Here is a 25,937-nt window from a genome sequence, read left to right on the forward strand (position 1 = left end):
CAGAGGTCCCTGGCAGCATCGGCATCGCTGTGCCCAACATGCGGCTCCGCCGCGTGGCACGCCTCAACGGCAAGAAGAACACGGGAGTAACAACATGAACCGCAGTGAGCTGGTGGCCGCGCTGGCCGACCGCGCCGAGGTGACCCGCAAGGACGCCGACGCCGTTCTGGCCGCGTTCGCCGACGTCGTCGGCGACATCGTCTCCAAGGGCGACGAGAAGGTCACGATCCCCGGCTTCCTGACCTTCGAGCGCACCCACCGTGCCGCTCGCACCGCCCGCAACCCGCAGACCGGCGAGCCGATCCAGATCCCGGCCGGCTACAGCGTCAAGGTCTCCGCGGGCAGCAAGCTCAAGGAAGCCGCCAAGGGCAAGTAAGCGCTCCGCCTGGAGTGCCGGGTGACTGCGCGGACCGTCCGCGTGGCCTGCGGGCCGTGGGCGGGTGCGGCGACATCGTGGCTTGTCGCGCAGTTCCCCGCGCCCCTGACGGGGCGCACACAGCACAACGCCGATGGGGCGGTCACCCGGACTCCGGGTGACCGCCCCATCGGCGTTGCTCGCGCTGTCTAGCCGAGTGCCTTGCCCGGCAGTTCCACCTTCGCGCCCAGCTCCACGAGCTTCTCCATGAAGTTCTCGTAGCCGCGGTTGATCAGGTCGATGCCGTGGACCCGGGAGGTGCCCTGGGCCGCGAGGGCGGCGATCAGGTACGAGAAGCCGCCGCGGAGGTCGGGGATGACCAGGTCGGCGCCCTCCAGCTTGGTCGGTCCGGAGACGACCGCCGAGTGGAGGAAGTTGCGCTGGCCGAAGCGGCAGTCGGAGCCGCCCAGGCACTCGCGGTAGAGCTGGATGTGGGCACCCATCTGGTTGAGCGCCGAGGTGAAGCCCAGCCGGGACTCGTAGACAGTCTCGTGGACGATGGACAGGCCCGTCGCCTGCGTCAGCGCGACCACCAGGGGCTGCTGCCAGTCCGTCTGGAAGCCGGGGTGCACGTCCGTCTCCAGGGCGATGGACTTCAGCCGGCCGCCCGGGTGCCAGAAGCGGATGCCCTCGTCCTCGATCTCGAAGGCGCCGCCCACCTTCCGGAAGGTGTTGAGGAACGTCATCATCGACCGCTGCTGGGCGCCGCGGACGTAGACGTCGCCCTCGGTCGCCAGCGCAGCCGACGCCCAGGACGCGGCCTCCAGGCGGTCCGACAGGGCGCGGTGGGTGTAGCCGCCCAGCTCGTCCACACCGGTGATGCGGATCGTGCGGTCGGTGTCCATCGCGATGATCGCGCCCATTTTCTGCAGGACGCAGATCAGGTCCTCGATCTCCGGCTCGACCGCCGCGTTGGACAGCTCCGTGACGCCCTCGGCCAGCACGGCCGTGAGCAGCACCTGCTCGGTCGCGCCGACGGACGGGTACGGCAGCCGGATCTTCGTGCCGCGCAGCCGCTGCGGGGCCTCCAGGTACTGGCCGTCCGCGCGCTTCTCGATCTTCGCGCCGAACTGCCGCAGCACGTCGAAGTGGAAGTCGATGGGCCGGCCGCCGATGTCGCAGCCGCCCAGACCCGGGATGAAGGCGTGGCCGAGGCGGTGCAGCAGCGGGCCGCAGAACAGGATCGGGATGCGCGACGAACCCGCGTGGGCATCGATGTCGGCGACGTTCGCGCTCTCCACGTGCGTCGGGTCCATCACCAGCTCGCCGGGCTCGTCGCCCGGACGGACCGTCACCCCGTGCAGTTGCAGCAGTCCGCGTACGACCCGCACGTCGCGGATGTCCGGCACGTTGCGCAGCCGGCTCGGCGCACTGCCCAGCAGGGCGGCCACCATGGCCTTCGGCACGAGGTTCTTCGCACCGCGGACCCGGATCTCGCCCTCCAGCGGGGTTCCGCCGTGGACAAGCAGTACGTCATCAGCGCCGTTGACGGTCATGAATCTCGCGTTCCGTGGGTTACGGGCAGGGGCCAGAAGGGAAAGGGTAATCGCCTTGTACCCCCCTTCTGTAAGCCTGTGCATGGTCGGGCTACGTCATGGATTCGTCACAACACGCCGTGTTCCCCGGCGCGTACGGGGGGTCACGACCGTGGGGCGTGCGCGGGGTGCGTGTTCACCCCCGTGCCCCCGATTGCCTCCCCACGGGAGGGGAACATGCGGGATCATGTCAGGCATGACCGAGGTGTCCTCGCTCACGGGGCGGCTGCTCGTGGCAACGCCCGCCCTGGCGGACCCGAACTTCGAGCGTGCGGTGGTGCTCCTTCTCGACCACGACGAGGAGGGCTCCCTCGGTGTCGTCCTCAACCGTCCCACACCGGTAGACGTGGGCGACATCCTGGAGGACTGGGCGGACCTGGCCGGCGAACCGGGCGTGGTCTTCCAGGGCGGCCCGGTGTCGCTCGACTCGGCCCTCGGGGTCGCCGTCGTCCCGGGCGGAGCGTCCGGCGAGCGCGCCCCGCTGGGCTGGCGCCGGGTGCACGGCGCGATCGGCCTGGTCGACCTGGAGGCGCCGCCGGAACTGCTGGCGCCCGCCGTGGGCGCCCTGCGCATCTTCGCGGGGTACGCCGGCTGGGGGCCGGGCCAGCTGGAGGACGAGCTGGCGGAGGGTGCCTGGTACGTGGTCGAGTCCGAACCCGGCGACGTCTCCTCCCCCTTCCCGGAGCGGCTGTGGCGAGAGGTCCTGCGCCGCCAGCGGGGCGACCTGGCGATGGTGGCCACGTATCCGGACGACCCGTCGCTCAACTGAAGCGTGTGAGCTTCAGTACCCTTGGCCCTTATGAGCACTCTCGAGCCCGAGCGCGGGACTGGTACGGGGACCCTCGTTGAGCCGACGCCGCAGACGTCCCACGGCGACGGGGACCACGAGCGCTTCGCCCATTACGTCCAGAAGGACAAGATCATGGCGAGCGCCCTCGACGGCACCCCCGTCGTGGCGCTGTGCGGCAAGGTCTGGGTGCCGGGCCGCGACCCGAAGAAGTACCCGGTCTGCCCCATGTGCAAGGAGATCTACGAGTCCATGAGCGGCGGCGGGGACGAGGGCAAGGGCGGCGACAAGAAGTAGCGGCCCCGCCCGCAGAGACTTTCCCGAAGGCCCCCGGAGCGTGCCCGCGCGCGCTCCGGGGGCCTTCGTGCGTTCCGGGGCCGTCGAGCGTCACGAATTGGTTCAGACCTCTTGTGGACATGTTCATGTACTCCCTACTCTCCTGACTGTTGTGCAGAGCGAAACCGTCATTGCATATGTTGCAACGCACGTCCGGAGGAAACACTCCATGAAGCTCGCCCCACGCCTGGCCCTCCTGCTCGCCGTCGCCGTCGTCTCCGCGACCGCCTGCGCCCCCCAGACATCCGACAACTCCTCCTCCGGCAAGGACGAGAAGAGCGGCACGCTACGGGTCTGGCTCTTCCAGGAGGTCAACACCAAGCCGAAGGAGAAGGCCGTCGACGCGGTCCTCGCCGACTTCGAGAAGGCGCACGCGGACACCGACGTCACCGTCGAGTACATCCCCGTCGAGACGCGCGCCCAGCGCATCAAGGCCGCCTTCAACGACCCGAAGAGCGCCCCGGACGTCATCGAGTTCGGCAACACCGACACCGCGGGTTACGTGAAGGACGGCGGACTCGCCGACGTGACCGAGGAGTTCGGGGACTGGGACGAGGCCAAGGACACCGACCCCACCGCCCGCCAGTCGGTCACCGTCGACGGCAAGGTCTACGGCGCCCCCTACTTCGTCGGCGTCCGCGCCCTGTACTACCGCACCGACGTCTTCGAGAAGCTGAACCTGGAGGTCCCCCGCACGCTGGCGGAGGTGGCGTCCACCGCGAAGCAGGTCAGGGCCGACGAGCCCGAGCTGTACGGCCTCGCGGTCGGCGGCGCCTACACCTACGGCGCGATGCCGTTCATCTGGGCCAACGGCGGCGAACTCGCCACCGGCAAGGGCGGCTCGTACGCCTCGGCGATCGACAGCGCCGCCGCCCGCAAGGGCATCGAGGCGTACACGTCCCTGTTCGGCGACGACAACTGCCCGGCCGCCAAGTGTGCCGGCATGGGCGGCAACGACACCGTCACCGCCTTCGCCTCCGGCAAGGCGGCCATGGCGATCGGCGGCGACTTCAGCCACCAGGCCGTGGAGGCCGGCACGGTGAAGGGCAAGTACGCGGTCGTGCCGCTGCCCGGCGTCGAGCCCGGCTCCATAGCCCCGGCCTTCGCGGGCGGCAACAACATCGGCGTCCTCAAGAGCACCTCGCACCGCACCCTCGCCGTCGACCTGATGAAGCGGCTCGCGTCGAAGAAGGCGCAGGCCGGCCTGTTCGACGCGATGGGCTTCCTGCCGACCTTCACGGACGTGCGGCAGCAGGTGGCGAAGGAGGAGCCGTTCGTGAAGCCGTTCGTCGACACGCTCGGCGCCGGTACGAAGTTCGTTCCGGCTTCGCCGGCCTGGGCGACGATCGACTCCTCGCAGGTGTTGCCGACGATGTTCCAGGAGGTCGTGAGCGGCAAGAAGGACGTCGACGCTGCCGCTGGGGATGCCGCGAAGAAGATGGACGCGGCGTTTGGCTCCGCCGGATGACGGTTTCGCCTAGTAGCTCGGGTGGTGCTGTTCGGGAGCGGGTGCGGGTGCGTCGGGGTACTTCGCGCAGTTCCCCGCGCCCCTTGGGGGGCGCGTCCAGCACCCCTTGGATCTATCTCGCCCCCGCGCTCGTCGTCCTCGGTGGGCTGCTCGTCTACCCCGTCTACCAGCTCGGGCTGATCTCCTTCCTGGAGTACACGCAGGCGCAGGTGTCCGGTGGGGAGGCGACGACCTTCCGGGGGTTCGGGAACTACGCGGAGCTGTTCGGGGACGGGGAGTTCTGGCGGGTGCTGCTCGCCACCGTCGTGTTCGCCGCCGCCTGCGTGGTCTCCACGCTCGCCGTGGGGTGCGCGCTGGCCGTGCTGCTCACGCGGGTGCGGGCCGTGCCGCGGCTCGTGCTGATGCTGGCCGCCCTCGGCGCCTGGGCGACCCCGGCGGTGACCGGGTCCACGGTGTGGCTGCTGCTGTTCGACCCGGACTTCGGGCCGGTCAACCGGATGCTCGCACTCGGCGACCACTCCTGGACGTACGGGCGCTACAGCGCCTTCCTGCTCGTCCTGCTCGAAGTGGTCTGGTGCTCCTTCCCGTTCGTCATGGTGACCGTCTACGCCGGGATCCGGGCCGTGCCCGCGGAGGTGCTGGAGGCGGCCGCGCTGGACGGCGCCTCGCAGTGGCGGATCTGGCGCTCGGTGCTGGCACCGATGCTCCGGCCGATCCTGGTGGTCGTCACCATCCAGTCGGTCATCTGGGACTTCAAGGTCTTCACCCAGATCTACGTCATGACGAACGGCGGCGGCATCGCCGGCCAGAACCTGGTCCTCAACGTCTACGCCTACCAGAAGGCGTTCGCGTCCTCGCAGTACAGCCTCGGCTCGGCGATCGGCGTCGTGATGCTGCTGATCCTGCTCGCCGTGACGCTGGTCTACCTGCGGCTGCTGCGCCGCCAGGGGGAGGAACTGTGAATCTTCCACTGCGTCTTCCACGCGCGCGTGTGCGTCGTCCGTGGCGGCTGGCGGCCGAGGCGTCGGCGCTGCTGATCGCGGTCGTGGTGGCCTTCCCGCTGTACTGGATGGTGCTCAGCGCCTTCAAACCGGCCGGTGAGATCGAGTCGACCGAGCCGCGGCCGTGGACGCTGACGCCCACGCTGGATTCCTTCCGGCGGGTCTTCGGGCAGCAGGAATTCGGTCGTTACTTTCTCAACAGTCTGCTCGTGGCGGGCACCGTCGTGGTCGCCTCGGCGCTGATCGCGTTCCTCGCCGCGACGGCGGTGACGCGATTCCGGTTCCGTTTCCGGACCACCCTGCTGATCATGTTCCTGGTGGCCCAGATGGTGCCCGTGGAGGCGCTCACGATCCCGCTGTTCTTCCTCATGCGGGACGCCGGTCAGCTGAACACCCTGGGATCGCTGATCCTGCCCCACATCGCCTTCTCGCTGCCCTTCGCGATCTGGATGCTGCGGGGCTTTGTGAAAGCCGTGCCTCAGGCCCTGGAGGAGGCCGCCCACATGGACGGGGCGAGCCGGTCCAGATTCCTCTGGCAGATCCTTTTCCCGCTGGTCTTCCCGGGACTGGTGGCGACCAGCGTCTTCTCCTTCATCTCGACCTGGAACGACTTCCTGTTCGCCAAGTCGTTCATCATCAGCGACACCTCGCAGTCGACCCTGCCGATGGCGCTGCTGGTCTTCTACAAGCCGGACGATCCCGACTGGGGCGGCGTCATGGCCGCGTCCACGGTGATGACGATTCCGGTGCTGGTCTTCTTCGTACTCGTGCAACGACGACTCGTCTCCGGCCTCGGCGGAGCGGTAAAGGACTGACGTGACGGACGTGATTCCCCAGCCCGTGCAAACGACCACCGGCGAGGGCGGCTTCTTCGTCCTCGGTCCGGACACCAGGGTGGTGGCGGACGAGGGCGCCGGGTCCACCGAGCGGTGGCTGCGCGCCACGCTGGGCGCGGCCACCGGCCTGCCGCTGGCCCCCGGCACGGGGGACGACGGCGCGGTCCGCCTGTCCCTCGACGCCGCACTGCCCGACGAGGGCTACCGCCTCGACGTCGCACCGACCGGCGTGCGGCTGACCGGCGGCGGTCCCGCCGGCCTCTTCTGGGGCGCCCAGACGCTGCGGCAGCTGCTCGGCCCGGACGCCTTCCGGCGCGCGCCGCTGCCCGACCGCCGGTGGCGGCTGCCGTCGGTCCGGATCGAGGACGCGCCCCGCTTCCGCTGGCGCGGGCTGATGCTGGACGTCGCCCGGCACTTCATGCCGAAGGACGGCGTCCTGCGCTACCTGGACCTGATGGCCGCCCACAAACTCAACGTCCTGCACTTCCACCTGACGGACGACCAGGGCTGGCGCGTCGAGATCAGGCGGCACCCGAAGCTCACCGAGACCGGCTCCTGGCGGGCCCGCACCAAATACGGCCACCGTGCCTCGCCGTTGTGGGAGGACAAACCCCACGGCGGCCACTACACCCAGGAGGACATCCGGGAGATCGTCGCCTACGCCGCCGAACGGCACATCACCGTCGTCCCCGAAATCGACGTACCGGGACACTCGCAGGCCGCCATCGCCGCGTATCCGGAACTCGGCAACACCGATGTGATCGACACCACCGCCCTCTCCGTCTGGGACACCTGGGGCGTCTCGCCGAACGTACTCGCCCCCACCGAGAACACACTGCGCTTCTACGAGGGCGTGTTCGAGGAACTCCTGGAGCTTTTCCCCTCGGAGTTCATCCACATCGGCGGCGACGAATGCCCCAAGGAGCAGTGGCGGCGCTCGCCCACCGCGCAGGCCCGCATCGAGGAACTCGCCCTCGCCAACGAGGACGAACTCCAGGCCTGGTTCATCCAGCACTTCGACACCTGGCTGAGCGAACGCGGACGCCGGCTCATCGGCTGGGACGAGATCCTGGAGGGCGGACTCGCCAAGGGCGCGGCCGTGGCCTCCTGGCGCGGGTACGCGGGCGGGATCGCCGCCGCACGCGCGGGACACGACGTGGTGATGTGCCCCGAGCAGCAGGTGTACCTGGACCACCGGCAGCACGCGGGTGAGGACGAGCCGGTGCCGATCGGCTTCGTGCGCACCCTGGAGGACGTCTACCGGTTCGAGCCGGTTCCCGCGGAACTGACACCGGACGAGTCCGGACATGTGATCGGCACCCAGGCGAACGTGTGGACCGAGGTGATGGAGAACCAGGCACGCGTCGACTACCAGACCTTCCCGAGGCTGGCCGCGTTCGCCGAGGTCTCCTGGAGCGCCCTGCCCGACCCGGCCGACCGGGACTTCGACGCCTTCGAGGAGCGGATGGCCGCCCACTACCGGCGACTTGACGCCCTGGGCGTCGGATACCGGCCGCCCGGCGGTCCGCTGCCCTGGCAGCGGCGGCCCGGCGTGCTCGGCCGGCCGCTCGACGGGCCACCGCCGAACAAGTAGGGAGAAAGCCCCTGAACGTCACCTGAGAGTGGCAACTCGCACGCATCGCGCGTAGTTCCGATCGCCGGAGATCCTCAGGTAAACCGCCCGTCTTGTGGACGAGTCGGGCGAATGCCTCCTAGCGGACCCCTGCGTTCGGGCCCTGCAAAGATGTGCCAGAGTTGCCACGTCCGCCCTGTCAGGTCGTACCGTACGGCCACATGGGCGGGACCAGGTGGGACAGCGGGAAGGGGCAGTCGGTTTGACCACGCACGCACCGCAGGCGGCGCAGGCCGTCACGCTGCCCACGACTCTGGACGAGGCCGTGGCGGCGCTGGCCGCCATGCCCGCCGCCGTCCCCGTCGCGGGCGGCACCGACCTGATGGCCGCGGTCAACTCCGGCCAGCTCAGGCCCGCCGCGCTGGTGGGCCTCGGCCGGATCAGCGAGATCCGCGGCTGGCAGTACCAGGACGGCCACGCGCTGCTCGGCGCGGGCCTCACACACGCCCGCATGGGCCGCCCCGACTTCGCCGCGCTCATCCCGGCGCTCGCCGCTGCCGCCCGGGCGGCCGGACCGCCGCAGATCCGCAACGCCGGCACCCTGGGCGGCAACATCGCCTCGGCCGCCCCCACCGGGGACGCGCTGCCGGTGCTGGCCGCCCTGGAGGCGACGCTGATCATCGCGGGCCAGGACGGCGCCCGCCGGGAGATGCCGGTCTCGCACCTGCTGGCCGGCATGGAGATGCTCCGCGCGGGCGAGCTGATCGGCTACGTGCGGATGCCGCTGCTGCACGCGCCGCAGGTCTTCCTGAAGGCCACCGGCCGCACCGGTCCGGGCCGCGCGACGGCCTCCGTCGCACTGGTCCTCGACCCCGCCCGGCGCGGGGTGCGCTGCGCCGTGGGCGCCATCGCGCCGATGCCGCTGCGGCCCCTGGAGGCCGAGCAGTGGGTGGCCTCGCTCATCGACTGGGACAACGGCCGCGCGATCGTCCCGGAGGCGCTGCACGGCTTCGGCGAGTACGTCGCCGCCGCCTGCATCCCCGACGCGGCCCCGGCCGAGGACGGCTCCGTGGCCCAGCTCCCGCCCGCCGTACTGCACCTGCGGCGCACCGTCGCCGCGCTGGCCCGACGAGCACTGGGGAGGGCGCTGTCGTGACCGACGACCAGCACGGCGACCGGTACGACGACCGGCACGGAGAGGGCGCGCCCCCGAGCGGCGGCCGCTGGGACCCGCTGCCGCAGGGCGACTACGACGACGGCGCCACCGCCTTCGTGAAGCTTCCCGAGGGCGGCGTGGACGCGCTCTTCGCCTCCTCGGACAGCCCGCTCGCCGCACCCGGACACGGCTACGTACCGCCGCAGATCACGGTCGCGCCCGCCTCCGGCACCGACCCGGCCGCCACCGGCTCCTGGACCATGCCGTCCGCCCCCGTGGACGGCACCCAGTGGCAGCTGCCGGACACCGGACGGGAGCACGCCGCTCAGCAGGGCCATGCCGACTACCCGCCGCCGCACGACCCCTACGGCGGGGCCGCGCCCTACGACGCGAACGCCGGACAGGGCGACGGCGAACGGTTCACCTACCGGCCCGGCGCCACCGGCCAGTGGGACTTCTCCGAGGCCGCGCCCCCCGAGGACGCGCAGCCGGGGTCCGGCCAGGACGTGACCGGACAGTGGTCCATCCCCGTCGCCGGCGGCGACCTTCCGGACGAGTCGGGCGAGTTCACCACCTCGTCCCTGGCCGAGCAGTGGGGCACCGGCGCTCCGGCCACCCTGCCGGGCGGCGCCCCCGCGCCCTGGGCGACCCAGCCCCCCGGGCAGCCGTGGGGCGACGACACGGCGGAGGGCGGCTCCGGCCCCGGCGAGCAGCTGACGTCCAGTACGTCGCGCCCGCCCCAGCACCCCGCCGACCCGTACGCCCAGGCACCCGCCGAACCCGCCGCGGAGACTGACCCCGTGGCACCGGCGGCCGAAGCCACGGCGACCGGCGGCGCCCGTGGTGCCGAGGAGGCCCCTGGGGGCCCCACTGGGCGTCCGGAGGGCACCGCGGAGGACGTGACCGCGGAATCCGTGCCGGAGGCCGCGGAGGAGCCCGTGACGGACCCGGCCGCCGCGACCGGCGACCGGACCGAACCGGCCGACGGAGCCGACCCGGCCGAGGCCGTGAGCGACACGCCCGCCGACGCGCACACCGGCGTACCGGCCGCCCCGCCCGCCGCCGACGAACGCGCCCCGGCCGCGCCGCACGACGAGCACCCCCTCGCCTCGTACGTGCTGCGGGTCAACGGCGCCGACCGGCCCGTCACCGACGCCTGGATCGGCGAGTCGCTGCTCTACGTGCTGCGGGAGCGGCTCGGCCTCGCGGGCGCCAAGGACGGCTGCTCGCAGGGCGAGTGCGGCGCCTGCAACGTGCAGGTCGACGGACGTCTCGTCGCCTCCTGCCTGGTCCCGTCCGTGACCGCGGCCGGCAGCGAGGTGCGCACCGTCGAGGGCCTTGCCGCCGACGGACAGCCGTCGGACGTGCAGCGGGCGCTCGCCCGGCGGGGCGCCGTGCAGTGCGGCTTCTGCGTGCCCGGCATGGCGATGACCGTGCACAACCTCCTGGAGGGCAACCCGGCGCCGACCGACCTGGAGGCCCGCCAGGCCCTGTGCGGCAACCTGTGCCGCTGCTCCGGGTACCGCGGAGTCCTGGAGGCGGTCCAGGAGGTCGTTGCCGAACGCGAGGCGCACGCCGGCGCCGACGCGCACACCGGCGCGGACGGCGACGAGCCCCGCATCCCGCACCAGGCCGGCCCGGGCGCGGGCGGCGTCAACGCGTCGGCCTTCGAACCCCAGCCACCGCCCGGCGCGCCGGACCCGGCGGCGGGACCCCACGACCGGCCCTTCGGCGACCACGGCCAGGACGGAGGCCACGCGTGAGCAACGACACCGCGACCGCGGAGGCCGCGGGACCCGCCGAGGCGGCGCCCCCCGTCGCCGAGCCGATCCCGCACGGCCTCGGCGTGTCCCTGCCGCCCGCCGACGCCCGCGCCAAGACGGAGGGCACCTTCCCGTACGCCGCCGACCTGTGGGCCGAGGGCCTGCTGTGGGCGGCCGTACTGCGCTCCCCGCACCCGCACGCGCGCATCGTGTCCATCGACACCACCCACGCGCGGGAGATGCCCGGCGTCCGCGCGGTCGTCACCCACGAGGACGTGCCCGGCGCCGTGCTGCACGGACGCGGCCGGGCCGACCGCCCGGTCTTCGCCTCCGAGGTGGTACGCCACCACGGCGAGCCCCTCGCCGCCGTCGCCGCCGACCACCCCGACACCGCGCGGATGGCCGCCGCCGCCGTCATCGTCGAGTACGAGGTGCTCGACCCGGTGATCGACCCCGAGCAGGCCTTCGAGGCCGAGCCGCTGCACCCCGACGGCAACCTGATCCGGCACATCCCGCTGCACCACGGCGACCCGGACGCGGCCGGCGAGATCGTCGTCGAGGGCCTCTACCGCATCGGCCGCCAGGACCCGGCGCCGATAGGAGCCGAGGCGGGCCTGGCCGTACCGCGCCCGGACGGCGGCGTGGAGCTGTACCTGGCCTCGACCGACCCGCACGGCGACCGGGACGCGGCCGCCGAGTGCTACGGCCTGACGCCCGAACAGGTGAAGATCGTCGTCACCGGGGTGCCAGGCGCCACCGCCGACCGCGAGGACCAGGGCTTCCAGCTGCCCCTCGGCCTGCTCGCGCTGAAGACCGGCTGCCCGGTGAAACTCACCGCCACGCGCGAGGAGTCCTTCCTCGGCCACGCCCACCGCCACCCCACCCTCCTGCGCTACCGCCACCACGCCGACGCCGAGGGCCGGGTGGTGAAGGTCGAGGCGCAGATCCTGCTCGACGCGGGCGCCTACGCCGACACCTCGTCGGACGCCTTGGCCGCCGCGGTCGCCTTCGCCTGCGGGCCGTACGTCGTCCCGAACGCCTTCATCGAGGGCTGGGCCGTGCGCACCAACAACCCGCCCTCCGGCCACGTGCGCGGCGAGGGCGCCATGCAGGTCTGCGCCGCCTACGAGGCGCAGATGGACAAGATCGCCAAGAAGCTCGGCCTCGACCCGGCCGAGGTGCGGCTGCGCAACGTACTGGCCACCGGGGACGTGCTCCCCACCGGCCAGTCCGTCACCTGCCCCGCCCCGGTCGCCGAACTCCTCCAGGCCGTACGCGACTTCCCGCTGCCCGCGCTGCCCAAGGACACGCCCGAGGACGAGTGGCTGCTGCCCGGCGGCCCCGAGGGCGCGGGCGAACCGGGCGCGGTGCGCCGGGGCGTGGGCTACGGCATCGGCATGGTGCACATGCTCGGCGCCGAGGGCGCGGACGAGGTCTCCACCGCCACCGTGAAGGTCCAGGACGGCGTGGCGACGGTGCTGTGCGCGGCGGTCGAGACCGGCCAGGGCTTCACCACCCTCGCCCGGCAGATCGTGCAGGACACCCTCGGTGTCGACGACGTGCAGGTGGCACCGGTCGACACCGACCAGCCCCCGGCCGGCGCGGGCTGCCGCGGCCGCCACACCTGGGTGTCGGGGGGCGCGGTGGAGCGGGCGGCCAAGATGGTCCGCACCCAGCTCCTCCAGCCGCTGGCGCACCAGTTCGGGATGTCGACCGAGCTGCTCCAGATCGCCGACGGCAAGATCACCTCGTACGACGGCGTGCTGTCGACCACGGTCGCCGAGGCGCTGGACGGCAAGGAGCTGTGGGCCACCGCGCAGTGCCGCCCGCACCCGACCGAACCGCTGGACGCGACCGGCCAGGGCGACGCCTTCGTCGGCATGGCCTTCTGCGCGATCCGCGCGGTGGTCGACGTCGACATCGAGATCGGCTCGGTGCGGGTGGTGGAGCTGGCCGTGGCGCAGGACGTCGGCCGGGTGCTCAACCCGGCCCAGCTGACCGCGCGGATCGAGGCCGGTGTCACGCAGGGCGTCGGCATCGCGCTCACCGAGAACCTCCGCACCCCGCGCGGCCTGATCCGGCACCCCGACCTGACCGGCTATGCGCTGCCGACCGCGCTGGACACCCCGGACATCCGGATCGTGAAGCTCGTCGAGGAGCGCGACGTGGTCGCCCCCTTCGGCGCGAAGGCGGTCAGCGCGGTGCCGGTGGTGGCCTCCCCGGCCGCCGTCGCCTCCGCCGTGCGCGCGGCCACGGGCCGCCCGGTGAACCGGCTGCCGATCCGGCCCCAGGCCGCGGTGGTCACGGCGAACTGACGTCCCTTCCCGACGCCCTTCGCCCGGGAGGCAACGCGCGGGGCGCGGGACGCGTCCTACGCAACGGGACGGACGGGTCCCGTGCGACGGGGCGTTGTCAGTGGCAGGCCATAGGCTGCGAAGCGGTGGGGACGACTGCCGCTCCCACCGCGCTCGAGCACACCCGGGGGAGACGATGCAGGCGGTCACGAAGGATGCGACGGACACGACTCAGGCACCACCGTGCGTGCCGTCCCTGCTGACCCTCGCCCGTCTCACCACGGCCTCGGCGCGGGAGCCCTCCCGCTGCCCGGTGCCGCCGGGGCGCGAGACGCCGCTGTTCTGGACGTCGGCGGCGCTGATCGGCTGCCTGCTCCTGTCGGCGGGCCGGCGCACGACGTCCGGCCTCGCCCTGGATCTGCCCTACCGGCTGCTGACCCGCGAGTTCGGCCGGGGCCGGGTGGCCCGCTTCGAGGACGTCGACTTCCCCCCGGCCCTCACCCACGAGCCCACCCGCCGCTTCCTGCGGGAGACGGGCCTGCCGGAGGACGCCTTCCCGCTCGCCGCGGACACCGACGGGATGGCACTGCCGACCCTCGCCGAGTACTACGGCGCCCAGTCCCCGGACGGACCGCCCGCCCACCTCGTCCGGCTGGGCCGGCTCCCCGACGGCGCCGACGTGGTGGTCGACGGAGCGACGGGCGCGGTGTCGACCTGGCACCCGGCCGACGCGGACCCACGCCCGCTCACCCCGGACGTCTCAACCCTCGTCTTCAGCCTGTGGCTGCTGCACCGCGCGGCAGCTGTGGAGGCCGTGGCGGGATTCGAACCCACGTAACTCGCTTTGCAGGCGAGCCCCTGAACCACTCGGGCACACGGCCGTGTCCTTCGTTCGTGATCGACCGTAGGGCGGCCGGGGCGGGTGCTCAAGGAGTCCGGCGGGGCCGCAACACGACTGCCATACCGCGTTCATGAACGGGGCGGGGTCGTACGACCAAGGTCCCGGTCCGGTACCGCCTCCCGACAGGGGTCAAGCGGTGCTGTGGCCCTTACCCTGGCGACCATGACCGTCCCTGAGCCCCGCGACACCGATGTCGCCGTCACCGCCGCGACCGCCGGCGCCCCCGCCGTTCCCTCCGATCCCGCCGCTCCCGACGAGACCGTGCTGAGCCGCGCCTACCGGGCGCTGAGTGTCGGCATCGTCTCCGTCATCGTGCTGATCGCCTTCGAGGCGACGGCGGTCGGTACGGCGATGCCGGTGGCGGCGCGGGAGCTGGACGGGGTGTCGCTGTACGCGTTCGCGTTCTCGGGCTACTTCACGACGAGTCTGTTCGGCATGGTGCTCTCCGGCCAGTGGTCGGACCGGCGGGGCCCGCTGGCGCCGCTGACCTCCGGCATCGCCGCCTTCGCGGTGGGTCTCGTGCTGTCCGGGACGGCCGGCACGATGTGGCTGTTCATCCTCGGGCGGGCCGTGCAGGGGCTCGGCGGCGGCCTGGTGATCGTCGCCCTGTACGTCGTCGTCGGACGGGCCTACCCGGAGCGGCTGCGACCCGCGATCATGGCGGCGTTCGCGGCGGGCTGGGTCGTCCCGTCGATCGTCGGCCCGCTCGCCTCCGGCGCGGTGACCGAGCACCTCGGCTGGCGCTGGGTGTTCGTCGGCATCCCGGTGCTCGTCGTCTTCCCGCTGGCGCTCGCGCTGCCGCAGATACGCGCCCGCGCGTCCGGTGCAGTCGGCGGCGGGAACGCGCCCGCCTCCTTCGACGGCCGCCGCATCCGGCTCGCCCTCGCCATCTCACTGGGCGCGGGCCTGCTCCAGTACGCCGCCCAGGACCTGCGCTGGGTCTCGCTCCTGCCCGGCGCGGTGGGCGTGGCGCTGCTCGTCCCGGCCGTCCTCGGCCTGCTGCCGCGCGGCACCTACCGGGCGGTGCGCGGACTGCCCTCCGTGGTCCTGCTGCGCGGGATCGCCGCCGGGTCCTTCATCGCCGCCGAGTCCTTCGTACCGCTGATGCTGGTCACCCAGCGCGGCCTCAGCCCCACGCTGGCCGGCCTGTCCCTCGCCGCGGGCGGCGCGACCTGGGCCGCGGGGTCCTGGCTCCAGTCCCGGCCGCGCCTGGAACCCCACCGCGAGCGCCTGATGGCCCTCGGCATGGTCCTGGTGGCGGCGGCCATCACCACGGCACCCAGCGTGCTGATCGACGCCGTACCCGCCTGGACGGTGGCCGTCGCCTGGGGCTTCGGCTGCTTCGGGATGGGCCTGGTGATCTCCTCCACCAGTGTGCTCCTGCTCAAGCTCTCCGCCCCCGAGGAGGCCGGCAGCAACTCCGCCGCCCTCCAGATCTCCGACGGCCTCTCCAACGTCGTCCTGCTCTCGGTCGGCGGAGCCGCCTTCGCGGCCCTCGGCGGCGGCACGGTCAGCCACGCGGCCACGCAGGCGACCGGCTCCCATCCGGCGGCCTTCGCAGCGGTGTTCCTGCCGATGGCGGGCGTGGCGCTGGTGGGAGCGTGGGTCGCGACGCGGCTGCGCGCGCGGTGAGACCGGCGCCGGCGGTGCGCGGCCGGCAGCCGGGCCCGGCCCGTGGCTGCGCCGGGGAGGTGAGCCGCGTGGGTGCGCCGGGGCCGCTGTGACGTCCGTCCCACCCGGGGGTGACCCGCCCCTGTGCGCGCGTCGATCACCGCGGAGCGCCGGTAGGGTGGCCCGGTTGTCATACGTGGCCGAGCCGTTCTACCCCCTTCGGAGACCGTGACTACCACCGCCAGCTCCAGCACCTCGCACCACCTGTCCCCGGCCTTCCCCGGCCGTGCCCCCTGGGGCACCGCCAGCAAGCTGCGGGCCTGGCAGGAGGGGGCGATGGAGAAGTACCTCCAGGAACAGCCCCGGGACTTCCTGGCGGTCGCCACACCCGGCGCCGGAAAGACCACGTTCGCGCTGACGCTGGCGTCCTGGCTGCTGCACCATCACGTCGTCCAGCAGGTGACCGTGGTCGCGCCCACCGAGCACCTGAAGAAGCAGTGGGCGGAGGCCGCGGCCCGGATAGGCATCAAGCTCGACCCCGAGTACAGCGCCGGTCCACTCAGCCGCGAGTACCACGGCATCGCCATCACGTACGCGGGCGTCGGCGTCCGCCCGATGCTGCACCGCAACCGCTCCGAGCAGCGCAAGACCCTCGTCATCCTCGACGAGATCCACCACGCGGGCGACTCCAAGTCCTGGGGCGAGGCCTGCCTGGAGGCGTTCGAGCCGGCCACCCGGCGCCTCGCGCTCACCGGCACGCCCTTCCGGTCGGACACCAACCCGATCCCCTTCGTGACGTACGAGGAGGGCAACGACGGCATCCGCCGCTCCGCCGCCGACTACACCTACGGGTACGGCTCCGCGCTCGCCGACGGCGTCGTGCGCCCCGTCATCTTCATGAGCTACAGCGGCAACATGCGCTGGCGCACCAAGGCGGGCGACGAGATCGCGGCGCGGCTCGGCGAGCCGATGACCAAGGACGCCGTCAGCCAGGCCTGGCGCACCGCGCTCGACCCGCGCGGCGAGTGGATGCCCGCCGTACTCCGCGCCGCCGACCAGCGGCTCACCGAGGTCCGCAAGGCCATCCCGGACGCCGGCGCCCTCGTCATCGCCGCCGACCAGGATTCCGCCCGCGCCTACGCCAAGCTGATCCGCGAGATCACCGGCGACAAGGCCACCGTCGTACTCTCCGACGACGTCGGCGCGTCCAAGAACATCGACACCTTCAGCCAGGACAACTCCCGCTGGATGGTCGCCGTCCGCATGGTGTCCGAGGGCGTCGACGTGCCGCGCCTGGCGGTCGGCGTCTACGCCACCACCATCTCGACCCCCCTCTTCTTCGCCCAGGCCGTGGGCCGCTTCGTACGCTCCAGGCGCCGCGGCGAGACGGCCTCCGTCTTCCTCCCCACCGTGCCCGACCTCCTCACGTTCGCGAACGAGATGGAGCGCGAGCGCGACCACGTCCTCGACAAGCCCAAGAAGGACGGCGAGGAGGACCCGTACGCCGAGTCCGAGAAGGAGATGGACGAGGCGAACCGGGAGCAGGACGAGGACACCGGCGAGCAGGAGCAGTTCTCCTTCGAGGCGCTGGAGTCCGAGGCCACCTTCGACCGGGTCATGTACAACGGCGCCGAGTTCGGCATGCAGGCCCACCCGGGGAGCGAGGAGGAGCAGGACTACCTCGGCATCCCGGGGCTCCTCGAACCCGACCAGGTCCAGCTCCTCCTCCAGAAGCGCCAGGCCCGCCAGATCGCGCACAGCCGCAAGAAGCCCGACGACGAGGCCGACCTGCTCGAACTGCCCGCCGAGCGGCGCCCGGTCGTCTCCCACAAGGAGCTGATGGAGCTGCGCAAGCAGCTCAACACGATGGTCGGCGCGTACGTCCACCAGAGCGGCAAGCCGCACGGCGTGATCCACACCGAACTGCGCCGCGTGTGCGGCGGCCCGCCCAGCGCCGAGGCCACCGGCGGACAGCTGCGGCAGCGCATCGCCAAGGTGCAGGAGTGGGCGACGCGCATGAAGTGACGCCGCCCCTCCTCGGCGGCGTGTGCGGTACGTACCAGGACAAACACCGGCAGTGGATAACGGTTGCCGCCCGGATTCTGGACGGAGCCTTCCGCTGAGCGGACCTGGTCGTTACTGTCCCGCTACGCACACGCCCCGTGGCAGCGCCGCCGCGGAGCGCAGCCGTGAAGCGACGGGGCCCGGGTAAGAGGCCGGACCGTCAGCCGATCGGCGGCCTCTGAAGCGCGTCACTGACGGGACTCGGTGACGCATCCGACGCGATGGGGCCGCCGACCTCACCACTAAGGAGTGGGCGTCGTGACCGCGGAGACCTCTCAGACGCTCGACCGGGGACTGCGGGTCCTCAAGCTGCTGGCCGACACGGACCACGGGCTGACCGTCACCGAGCTGTCGCACAAGCTGGGGGTGAACCGGACGGTCGTCTACCGGTTGCTCGCCACGCTGGAACAGCACGCGCTGGTACGCCGTGACCTGGGCGGCCGCGCCCGGGTCGGACTCGGCGTACTGGGCCTGGGCCGCCAGGTGCACCCCCTCGTCCGCGAGGCCGCCATGCCGGCCCTGCGCTCGCTGGCCGAGGACATCGGGGCGACGGCCCACCTGACCCTGGTCGACGGGGCCGAGGCCCTGGCCGTGGCCGTCGTCGAACCCACCTGGACCGACTACCACGTCGCCTACCGCGCGGGCTTCCGCCATCCCCTGGAACGCGGCGCCGCGGGCAAGGCCATCCTCTCCGCCCGCCAGCCCGGCGACGCCGCGGACGACCCCGGCTACACCCTGACCCACGGCGAACTGGAGGCCGGCGCCTGCGGGGCGGCCGCGCCGCTGCTCGGGGTGACGGGCGTGGAGGGCAGCGTGGGCGTGGTCATGCTCTCGGAGGTGGTCCCGGAACGCGTGGGCGAACGCGTGATGCACGCGGCCCGGGAGGTGGCGGAGGCCCTGCGGTGACGTGCCGCGCCTCAGCCGCGTGAGGCGTAGGCGACGAAGTCGCGCCAGGCGGCGGGGGAGAGGGCGAGCTGGGGGCCGCGCGTTTGCTTGGAGTCTCGGACGCGGACACCTGAAACGCCAGTGGGCTCAATGGCCACTTCGATGCAGCTGTCGCCCTGCGAGCCGCTGTAGCTGCTCTTGAACCAGGCCAGTTCGGATGTGCTCATAGCGCTCCTCGCCTTCGCTTCAGCAGGCTCATAGAGTCCGCCGGGGTGAGAGCCTGCGAGCGCAGTTTCGCATACCGCTGTTGGAGGATACTGATCTCTTTCCGGGTGGTGATGAGACGGCCGTTCTCTTGCCCCTCCGAGTAGGCGAACCACTCGTTCTCGGGCGTCTCCAGCAGTTGAAGCGGTCCGTCCATCCCTGCATGTGCCGGCTGCCGCAAGGGCATCACCTGCACTTCCACGTTCCAGTTCCGTTCGACCAGCCCCACCACATGGTCGAGCAGCCCCCGAGTCACGTCCTGCCCGCCGGTATCCCGCATCAGCAGCGCCTCCTCCACGATGAACGTGAAGGCTGTCGGCGGCTTCCGGGCCACCGACAGAAGCTCCTGCCGCGCGAGCCGCGCGGCGACGCGCTGATCCAGTTCGTGCTCGTCCGGGACGGGCGGTACGTTCAGCGACACCGCCCGCGCGTACGCCTCTGTCTGCAACAGACCCGGCACGACGCGGCATTCGTACGTGTAGAGGCTGAGGGCCGTTGCCTCCAACCTGGCCCACTGCCGAAACCAACTCGCGAGCCCCGGTTGCCGCGACAAATGCCGCACGGCCCCGCTGAGGATGCCCGCCGCGTCCAGTACCTCCTCGGCCCGGCGGACGTACTCCAGCGTGGGAAACCGCCGCCCCTGCTCAACCGACGCCACGGTCTGCACGGAGTACCGAACCCGCTCGGCCAATTCCTCCTGCGTCATCCCGGCCCGCTTCCGGAAGCCCTGGACCACTGCCCCGAACGTCCTGAGGCTGTCGGACACGTCGGGCTCACCGCCCCCGCCGACCACGCCCGCATCCACCGCACCGTCCGCCATGGCGGCCACCTTCCGCACGCTCTCCCCGCCGCACACTTTGGAGACGCCCAGGCTTACAGTCCGTCACCACCACTGTCCACTCTTCGTACTCGTACGCTGACGGAGCGTACGAGTAGCTGACCTGGTGAAGTACGCGGCCGAACGCCACGGTGACCCCATGACGCCCCTCCCGCCCAACCAACTGCCAGTCACCGTACGTATGTTTACCCAGCGCTTCAGCTCCACCCCACTCGGCGCCCGCCTCGCCCGGCACTTGGCGGCCACCCAGCTCCACGCGTGGGGCTTCCCGTACAGGACCGCCCTCTCCGACACCGCCACCCTCATCGTCGCGGAGCTGGCGGCCAACGCCGTGACCCACGGCCGAGTCCCGGGCCGCGACTTCGAACTGCGCCTCATCCACGCCCCGCACGTCCACCTCCACATCGAGGTCTCCGACACCCGCGCGGAACGCAGGCCACCCGCACGCGGGGAAGCGCCGTCCCCGAGCCCGCTGACCGACACCGGCCGGGGCCTGCTCCTGGTCGACGCACTCGCCGACCGCTGGGAAGTGGTGGACCGGATCTCACGGGGCGTGGCGCTGCCCGGCAAGACGGTCCGGGCCGAGCTGGACCTCCGGCCGTCCGCCTGAATCCGGCTCACCTTCCACTCGAACACTCGCACCTTGTAAGTTCACTTGTGCATACGGGTTGTTGCTGTTGTGCGTGCGTCGACGGGGGTTGCGTGATGGTGGGCCACAGGCCGAGTGACTGGCATGTCCTGGACCTGGACAAGGACCCGACCCCTGGCGACCCGCAACGCGTCCGCACGCTCGCGAAGACGCTGCACGACTTCGCGGACGACGTGTCCGAGGCACTGCGCCTCGTCAAGGGCATGGCGGGGGAGACCACGCTCGCGGAGTGGGCGGGCAAGTCGGCGACGGTCTTCAAGGAGGAGTTCTCCGGCGTCCCGAAGAACCTGAAGAAGCTGGAGAAGTCGTACGGGATGTGCGGCGACGCGCTCGCGGACTTCTGGCCGAAGCTGGAGCGCGCCCAGGCCCTGGCCGACCGGGCCCTCGTCAAAGCCCGTGAGGCCCGTCAGGACCTGACCTCGGCCCAGTCGAAGCTGTCGTCGGCGGACTCGTGGGTGACGCGGGCGTCGAAGGAGGCGGACAAGTACAAGGACGATCCGACGGGCAGCAAGTCGGACGGGGACAAGCCGGACGAGGCGAAGGTCCGCGCGGCCACCCGTGACGCGCAGCACGCGAAGACGGCGCAGACGAACGCGCAGTCGGCGGTGGACTCGGCGCAGAGTGCGCTGGACGCGGCGAAGAAGATGGCCGAGGACGCGCGCAAGATGCGTGAGGACGCGGCCCGGGACGCGAAGAACAAGATCGACGAGGCGTCGGACGCGGGCATCCAGAACCGGTCGTGGTGGGAGGACGTCGGCGACTGGTTCTCCGACAACTGGGACACGATCGTCATGGTCTGCAAGGTCGTCGTCGCGATAGTCGGCATCGTCGCGATGATCATCGGCGGTCCGATACTCGCCGCGATCGTCGTCGTGGCCGCTCTCGTGGTTCTCGCGGACACGCTCTACAAGTACAGCAAGGGCCAAGCTTCTCTGTGGGACGTGGGGTTGGCCGCGCTGGACTGCATACCCGGTATGAAAGGCCTGACCACCCTCGGCGGACTCGCCAAGGGTATGAAGGGCATGGCCACCGCCATGCGGGGTGGTCTGAAGACCTTGCGTTCCGGTGCCAAGGACCTTCTTGCGAAAGCCAAGCCCTACAAGGGCCGGTGCCGGGGCGGCGACCCGATCGACATGGTGTCCGGCGAGATGCTCATGGAGCAGGTGGACCTGGAACTCGGCGGGCTCCTGCCGCTGCTGGTCCGGCGCACCCACCTCTCGACCTATCGCTGGGGGCGGTGCTTTGGGGCGAGTTGGGCCTCGACGCTGGACCAGCGCCTGGAGATCGACGACCAGGGTGTCGTGTTCGCCAGTGAGGACGGCATGCTCCTGGCGTATCCGATTCCCGCGCCCGACACCGCGACCCTGCCTCTGGAAGGGCCTCGACGGCCGTTGACGTGGAACGGTGACGGCGAAGGCGCGATCACCGTCCACGACGACGAGACCGGACGGACCCACCACTTCGCCCCCGGTGTACGGCGCGATGATGACACCCCCGCCTACACCCTGCCTCTCGCCGCGATAACCGACCGCAACGGGCACCGCATCGACTTCCTCTACGACGAGGGGGGTGTCCTCACCGAGATGCGCCACTCGGGCGGCTACCGGGTGGCCATCGCCACCGAAGACGGCCGCATCACGTCCCTGAGCGTTCTCAGCTCACCGGAAGACGGCTATGGCGCGGAAGCCCACTCACCATGGGTGGTGGTGCGACGCTACGGCTACGACACGGAGGGCAATCTCCGCGTCGTCTCCGACGGGCAGGGCCGGGACTTCCAACTCACGTACGACACCGAGTCCCGCATCACGAGCTGGACCGACCGCAACGGCGGTTGGTACCGCTACACCTACGACGAGCGCCACAGGGTCACGGTCGGCAGGGGAGCGGACGGTTTCCTCGACTGCTCCCTTACCTACGACGACGCGGCACGCGCCAACACGTACCGCAACTCCCTCGGCCGGGCCACCACCTACCGGTTCGACGAGCGTCTGCAACTCGTCCAGGTCACCGACCCTCTGGGAGCCTCGACCCGCCGGGAGTGGGACGAGAACGGACGTCTCGTCTCCTGGACCGACCCCCTTGGCCGCACCACCCGGCAGGTCTTCGACGCGGCCGGTCACCTGACCGAGGTGGTCAGGCCCGACCTCAGCTCTGTCCAGGCCGATTACGACGAGGCGGGCCGCACCCGCCGGCTCACGGACCCCGACGGCTCGTCCTGGACCTACACCTATGACGAGCGGGGCAATCGCCTGTCCGTCACCGACCCGTCCGGCGCGACCACCCACTACAGCTACGACGCTCTGGGGCGGCCCCTCTCCGTCACCGACGCGCTCGGCCATACCCGGCACATCCAGACCGATCCGGCCGGTCTGCCGCTGGCCCTCACCGACCCCGAGGGCCGGACGACCCGAGCGCGACGCGACTCCTTCGGACGCGTGACCGCGGTGACCGACCCCGCCGGCGCCACCGATCGATTCGGCTGGACCGTCGAAGGACTGGCCTCGTGGCGTTCGCTCCCGGACGGCGCGACGGAGACCTGGAGCTGGGACGGTGAAGGCAATCCCGTCTCGCACACGGCCCGCGACGGTGCGGTCACCACATACGAGTTCACCCACTTCCACCAACCGACCTCCCGCACCACACCGGACGGCCGCCGCTACACGTTCTCCTACGACACCGAACTGAACCTGACCGGTGTCCACAACGTGGACGGCCGCACCTGGGAGTACGCCTACAACGAGGCCAACCGCCTGATCCTGGAGACGGACTTCAACGGCCGCACGCTCACCTACACCCACGACGCGGCCGGGCAGCGTACATCGTGGACCAACGGCGCCGGACAGACCACGGACGTGACCGTGGACCTGCTCGGCCGGCCCCGCCTGTACCGTACGGCGGACGAGGTCACCACCTACGAGTACGACAGCGCCGGCTCATTGCTCCGCGCGGCCAACCGCGACACTGCAGTCGAACGCACCTACGATTCCATGGGGCGCACGTTGACCGAGACGGTCAACGGCCGGACGACCAGCTACACGTACGACTCCCTCGGCCGTCGCATCAGCCGGCGCACTCCCTCGGGCATCACCTCGACGTGGACGTACGAGGCGACGGGCCACCCCCGGACCCTGAGCGGCGTCGGCAGCCAACTGCGCTTCGACTACGACACCGCCCATCGTGAGATCCGCAGGACGCTGGGCGCGGAGGCGGTGCTCCACCAGAGCTGGGACGGTTCCGGCCGGCTGACCCGGCAGTCGGTCACCGCGCCCGACCGGGGCAGCGGCGACGTGGGCAGTGAGCTGCTCCAGCACCGTACCTACACGTACGACCTCGACGGAGCGCTCAGCGAGATCAACGAGCTGCTCGGCGAAAGCCGCCGGTTCGACGTCGATCCGGTCGGCAGGCTGACCGCGGTCAGGGCCGCCGACCGCGAGGAGAACTACGGGTACGACCGCGCGGGCAACCTCGTCACCAGCTCCCCGTACGACGGAACCGCGGAACCGCAGCCCCACCATGTCGACGGAACCAGACTGCACCGTGCCGGACGTACCACCTACGCCTACGACGGCCAGGGGCGCCTGATCCGCAGGACCGTCCGTCTCCTCAGTGGCGGACGACGCACCTCCCACTACGGGTGGAGCCCGGAGGACCGCCTGGTCCGGGCCGTCACACCGGACGGATCCGAGTGGCGCTACACCTACGATCCGGACGGCCGACGAGTCGCCAAGCAACGCCTCGGCACCGGCGGAGACGTGCTGGAGGAGACGACGTTCAGCTGGGACGGAACACGCCTCGCCGAACAGATCGAGGCCGACGGCACCGTCACCACCTGGGACTACGCACCGGGCTCTTACCGACCCGTCGCCCAGACAGTGAGCGGCGGCAGCGAATGGGCGGCGGCGGACCGAGGCGGAAGCGACCTGGGCGACGACACGGACGCCCGCTTCTACGCCATCGTCACCGACCTCGTCGGAACACCGACCGAACTCGTCTCGGCGGACGGCCGGATCGTCTGGCACCGCAGATTCACGGCCTGGGGGCAGCCGACCGGCGCACCGCTCCCAGCCCCGGAGGCCGACTGCCCGCTGCGGTTCCCAGGGCAATACGCGGACGCCGAGACCGGCTGGAACTACAACTACTTCCGGTACTACGACCCGGAGACCGCGCGCTACGTCAGCGCCGATCCGCTGGGCCTGGCCCCGGACCCGAACGACTACGCCTACGTCACCAACCCGCTCCTTCTCCTCGACCCGCTGGGCCTGATCCGCATCCGCGGCCAGCGCGGCCGCTGGGAGAGGGACCCGAACTCTCCCGTACAGGCCCACAATCGCGACACCGAGTACCCCGGCAGCTATCGCCAGTCCACCCATGACGCCATGGCCGCCACCTGGACCGACGAGGGCATCGCCCAGGGCGGCACACCCATGCGGCCTACCGGACAGCTCGACCCCCAGGGCCGTCAGATCATGGAACGCATTCCCAGATCCGATCTGACCTGGCGCAACTCCGCGGGCGAGATCATCCCGTCAAACCAGCTCACCTACGAGCACCTGACACCGGTGGTCGATCACTGGAACCAGACGGGCTACCGTTCCGACCGGGCCACCCGCAACGACTTCTACAACCGCCCGGAGAACATGGAGCCCATGACGAGAAGCGAGAACTCCCGCGGCGGTGCGCTCATGGACGCCACCTACCGCCAGGATGTCCACCCCACCCTCTACTCATGCAGCTAGGGCCCCCGACCCGAGCACAGGAGCCATCCTCATGAACCTTGGACCCGTCCTGTCCGCCATGCCCGGCGCCGCTCCCGTTCCGGGTCTGGCATCCGCGTGGCGGTGGTCGCCGAACCCGATGTTCACCTTCACCGCCGCACTTTCCACCGACGGCCGGCACAACTTGCAGGTCAACGTACGTGGCCGCTACGACGAGGTGCTCGTCACGGCGCTGCTCGCCCACGCTCGCGCCCATGACGACACCTTCGTGGGCCAGGGGCGGCCCCTGGTGGCCGTCGGCGGCTTCCACCACGACGGGACGCAGTTCGACACCGTAGGAGTGGCGGCCCCCGAAGTGCACGGCTACCACGCCACCGAGAACCCGGAGCTGTCCGCCGTCACCTACGCCGTCTTTCCCGCCTACGCCAGTGAGATCTCCGGCAGGGAGAACGAGGAGGAGGCCTGGGGCAGGTTCCGCAAGATGCTCCAGCCGAACAAGCTCGACCGTACCGAGATGCCGTTCGTCAAGGTGCGCTACGACAACACCCGTACCCAGAGCATGAGCAAGGGCGACGCCCGCGGCTTCGCGCCCCTGGACACGCTCGTGCGGGAACTGGAACTGCTCGACGGTGCTCCCGGCAGCTTCGTCGAGTGGGAGAACCGGCACGGCGCCGTCTGGCGGGTGGACAGCGCCGGCGACACACTCGAGCTGACGCACGACGCGACGCGGGAGCCGGTGATCCCTGGCCGACTGGAGGCCGTGGCCCGCGCCAGCGTCCAGTAAGCCCCTTCCGTCCTCCGTAGCCCTGCGAGGGCCGACCGTCCGCGTCGTGCCCCGCCCCCACC

The 25,937-nt window shown here is 71.4% G+C and carries 20 protein-coding genes and 1 tRNA gene; 17 read left to right on the forward strand and 4 right to left on the reverse strand.

Annotated elements, in window-relative coordinates:
- The first annotated feature begins 94 nt into the window (after window positions 1-94).
- Window positions 95-376, forward strand: a complete 282-nt coding sequence (locus tag ACZ67M_RS00330; RefSeq protein ID WP_003990598.1) for an HU family DNA-binding protein — start codon at window positions 95-97, stop codon at window positions 374-376.
- Between the two features lie 188 nt (window positions 377-564).
- Here the strand turns inward: ACZ67M_RS00330 and murA are convergent, their stop codons facing one another.
- Window positions 565-1,911, reverse strand: a complete 1,347-nt coding sequence (gene murA / locus ACZ67M_RS00335) for a UDP-N-acetylglucosamine 1-carboxyvinyltransferase (protein ID WP_122619820.1) — start codon at window positions 1,909-1,911, stop codon at window positions 565-567.
- Window positions 1,912-2,146: 235 nt separating this feature from the next.
- Between murA and ACZ67M_RS00340 the strand changes: the two genes are divergently transcribed.
- From ACZ67M_RS00340 to ACZ67M_RS00385, 10 genes are all read left to right on the forward strand, one after another.
- Window positions 2,147-2,719 (forward strand): YqgE/AlgH family protein, encoded by a 573-nt coding sequence (locus tag ACZ67M_RS00340; protein WP_064728163.1) that lies wholly within the window; start codon window positions 2,147-2,149, stop codon window positions 2,717-2,719.
- A gap of 30 nt (window positions 2,720-2,749) precedes the next feature.
- Window positions 2,750-3,034, forward strand: coding sequence for a DUF3039 domain-containing protein (locus ACZ67M_RS00345; protein WP_030402030.1), 285 nt, complete (start codon window positions 2,750-2,752; stop codon window positions 3,032-3,034).
- A gap of 208 nt (window positions 3,035-3,242) precedes the next feature.
- Window positions 3,243-4,541: an extracellular solute-binding protein gene (locus ACZ67M_RS00350; RefSeq protein ID WP_385798834.1), complete on the forward strand. Its 1,299-nt coding sequence runs from the start codon at window positions 3,243-3,245 to the stop codon at window positions 4,539-4,541.
- On the forward strand, window positions 4,538-5,503 hold the full coding sequence (locus ACZ67M_RS00355; protein ID WP_392103719.1) for a carbohydrate ABC transporter permease: 966 nt from the start codon (window positions 4,538-4,540) through the stop codon (window positions 5,501-5,503). Before ACZ67M_RS00350 ends, ACZ67M_RS00355 begins: the two co-directional genes overlap by 4 nt.
- The gene (locus tag ACZ67M_RS00360; protein ID WP_392007975.1) at window positions 5,500-6,357 is read left to right on the forward strand and encodes a carbohydrate ABC transporter permease; all 858 of its coding nucleotides are present in this window, start codon (window positions 5,500-5,502) and stop codon (window positions 6,355-6,357) included. The genes ACZ67M_RS00355 and ACZ67M_RS00360 overlap by 4 nt, the downstream gene beginning before the upstream one ends.
- 1 nt (window position 6,358) lies before the next feature.
- A complete protein-coding gene (locus ACZ67M_RS00365) occupies window positions 6,359-7,972 on the forward strand; it encodes a beta-N-acetylhexosaminidase (protein WP_392007978.1) in 1,614 nt (537 codons plus the stop codon).
- 241 nt (window positions 7,973-8,213) lie between these two features.
- Entirely contained in the window at window positions 8,214-9,107 is an 894-nt protein-coding gene (locus ACZ67M_RS00370) for an FAD binding domain-containing protein (protein WP_469848971.1), read from the forward strand.
- Window positions 9,104-10,870: a (2Fe-2S)-binding protein gene (locus tag ACZ67M_RS00375; RefSeq protein ID WP_469848973.1), complete on the forward strand. Its 1,767-nt coding sequence runs from the start codon at window positions 9,104-9,106 to the stop codon at window positions 10,868-10,870. Before ACZ67M_RS00370 ends, ACZ67M_RS00375 begins: the two co-directional genes overlap by 4 nt.
- Window positions 10,867-13,185, forward strand: coding sequence for a xanthine dehydrogenase family protein molybdopterin-binding subunit (locus tag ACZ67M_RS00380; protein WP_361353829.1), 2,319 nt, complete (start codon window positions 10,867-10,869; stop codon window positions 13,183-13,185). The genes ACZ67M_RS00375 and ACZ67M_RS00380 overlap by 4 nt, the downstream gene beginning before the upstream one ends.
- A gap of 226 nt (window positions 13,186-13,411) precedes the next feature.
- Window positions 13,412-14,002 (forward strand): SUKH-4 family immunity protein, encoded by a 591-nt coding sequence (locus ACZ67M_RS00385; protein WP_469848976.1) that lies wholly within the window; start codon window positions 13,412-13,414, stop codon window positions 14,000-14,002.
- On the opposite strand, the gene ACZ67M_RS00390 is transcribed toward ACZ67M_RS00385, so the two are convergent.
- A tRNA-Cys gene (locus ACZ67M_RS00390) sits at window positions 13,971-14,045 on the reverse strand. The two genes, ACZ67M_RS00385 and ACZ67M_RS00390, sit on opposite strands and share 32 nt — an antisense overlap.
- Before the next feature lie 182 nt (window positions 14,046-14,227).
- Here ACZ67M_RS00390 and ACZ67M_RS00395 point away from each other — a divergent pair.
- The 3 genes from ACZ67M_RS00395 (at window position 14,228) to ACZ67M_RS00405 (ending at window position 18,646) form a co-directional block, all read left to right on the forward strand.
- A complete protein-coding gene (locus ACZ67M_RS00395; RefSeq protein WP_392103725.1) occupies window positions 14,228-15,697 on the forward strand; it encodes an MFS transporter in 1,470 nt (489 codons plus the stop codon).
- Window positions 15,698-15,904: 207 nt separating this feature from the next.
- The gene (locus tag ACZ67M_RS00400; RefSeq protein ID WP_361648418.1) at window positions 15,905-17,701 is read left to right on the forward strand and encodes a DEAD/DEAH box helicase; all 1,797 of its coding nucleotides are present in this window, start codon (window positions 15,905-15,907) and stop codon (window positions 17,699-17,701) included.
- Window positions 17,702-17,998: 297 nt separating this feature from the next.
- Window positions 17,999-18,646 (forward strand): IclR family transcriptional regulator, encoded by a 648-nt coding sequence (locus ACZ67M_RS00405; protein ID WP_122619831.1) that lies wholly within the window; start codon window positions 17,999-18,001, stop codon window positions 18,644-18,646.
- Window positions 18,647-18,657: 11 nt separating this feature from the next.
- On the opposite strand, the gene ACZ67M_RS00410 is transcribed toward ACZ67M_RS00405, so the two are convergent.
- Entirely contained in the window at window positions 18,658-18,852 is a 195-nt protein-coding gene (locus ACZ67M_RS00410; RefSeq protein ID WP_365636727.1) for a DUF397 domain-containing protein, read from the reverse strand.
- The gene (locus ACZ67M_RS00415; RefSeq protein ID WP_469848979.1) at window positions 18,849-19,709 is read right to left on the reverse strand and encodes a helix-turn-helix domain-containing protein; all 861 of its coding nucleotides are present in this window, start codon (window positions 19,707-19,709) and stop codon (window positions 18,849-18,851) included. The genes ACZ67M_RS00410 and ACZ67M_RS00415 overlap by 4 nt, the downstream gene beginning before the upstream one ends.
- Window positions 19,710-19,866: 157 nt before the next feature.
- On the opposite strand from ACZ67M_RS00415, the gene ACZ67M_RS00420 reads away from it, so the two are divergent.
- The 3 genes from ACZ67M_RS00420 (at window position 19,867) to ACZ67M_RS00430 (ending at window position 25,875) form a co-directional block, all read left to right on the forward strand.
- Window positions 19,867-20,337, forward strand: coding sequence for an ATP-binding protein (locus ACZ67M_RS00420; protein WP_469848981.1), 471 nt, complete (start codon window positions 19,867-19,869; stop codon window positions 20,335-20,337).
- Between the two features lie 95 nt (window positions 20,338-20,432).
- Complete coding sequence (locus ACZ67M_RS00425) at window positions 20,433-25,112, forward strand: RHS repeat-associated core domain-containing protein (RefSeq protein ID WP_469848983.1); 4,680 nt, start codon at window positions 20,433-20,435, stop codon at window positions 25,110-25,112.
- Between the two features lie 31 nt (window positions 25,113-25,143).
- Window positions 25,144-25,875 carry a hypothetical protein gene (locus tag ACZ67M_RS00430; RefSeq protein ID WP_469848985.1) on the forward strand — a complete coding sequence of 244 codons (732 nt, stop codon included), beginning with the start codon at window positions 25,144-25,146 and terminating at the stop codon, window positions 25,873-25,875.
- Window positions 25,876-25,937 lie beyond the last annotated feature (62 nt).

The organism is Streptomyces sp. NPDC107500 (genome assembly GCF_055582785.1).

Bases quoted from the DNA above. Each gene is read 5' to 3' on its own strand.
- ACZ67M_RS00410 (WP_365636727.1), bottom strand. From the start codon at position 18,852: ATGAGCACATCCGAACTGGCCTGGTTCAAGAGCAGCTACAGCGGCTCG.
- ACZ67M_RS00345 (WP_030402030.1), top strand. From the start codon at position 2,750: ATGAGCACTCTCGAGCCCGAGCGCGGGACTGGTACGGGGACCCTCGTT.
- ACZ67M_RS00430 (WP_469848985.1), top strand. From the start codon at position 25,144: ATGAACCTTGGACCCGTCCTGTCCGCCATGCCCGGCGCCGCTCCCGTT.
- ACZ67M_RS00340 (WP_064728163.1), top strand. From the start codon at position 2,147: ATGACCGAGGTGTCCTCGCTCACGGGGCGGCTGCTCGTGGCAACGCCC.
- ACZ67M_RS00415 (WP_469848979.1), bottom strand. From the start codon at position 19,709: ATGGCGGACGGTGCGGTGGATGCGGGCGTGGTCGGCGGGGGCGGTGAG.
- ACZ67M_RS00420 (WP_469848981.1), top strand. From the start codon at position 19,867: ATGACGCCCCTCCCGCCCAACCAACTGCCAGTCACCGTACGTATGTTT.
- ACZ67M_RS00350 (WP_385798834.1), top strand. From the start codon at position 3,243: ATGAAGCTCGCCCCACGCCTGGCCCTCCTGCTCGCCGTCGCCGTCGTC.
- murA (WP_122619820.1), bottom strand. From the start codon at position 1,911: ATGACCGTCAACGGCGCTGATGACGTACTGCTTGTCCACGGCGGAACC.
- ACZ67M_RS00395 (WP_392103725.1), top strand. From the start codon at position 14,228: ATGACCGTCCCTGAGCCCCGCGACACCGATGTCGCCGTCACCGCCGCG.
- ACZ67M_RS00355 (WP_392103719.1), top strand. From the start codon at position 4,538: ATGACGGTTTCGCCTAGTAGCTCGGGTGGTGCTGTTCGGGAGCGGGTG.
- ACZ67M_RS00330 (WP_003990598.1), top strand. From the start codon at position 95: ATGAACCGCAGTGAGCTGGTGGCCGCGCTGGCCGACCGCGCCGAGGTG.
- ACZ67M_RS00425 (WP_469848983.1), top strand. From the start codon at position 20,433: ATGGTGGGCCACAGGCCGAGTGACTGGCATGTCCTGGACCTGGACAAG.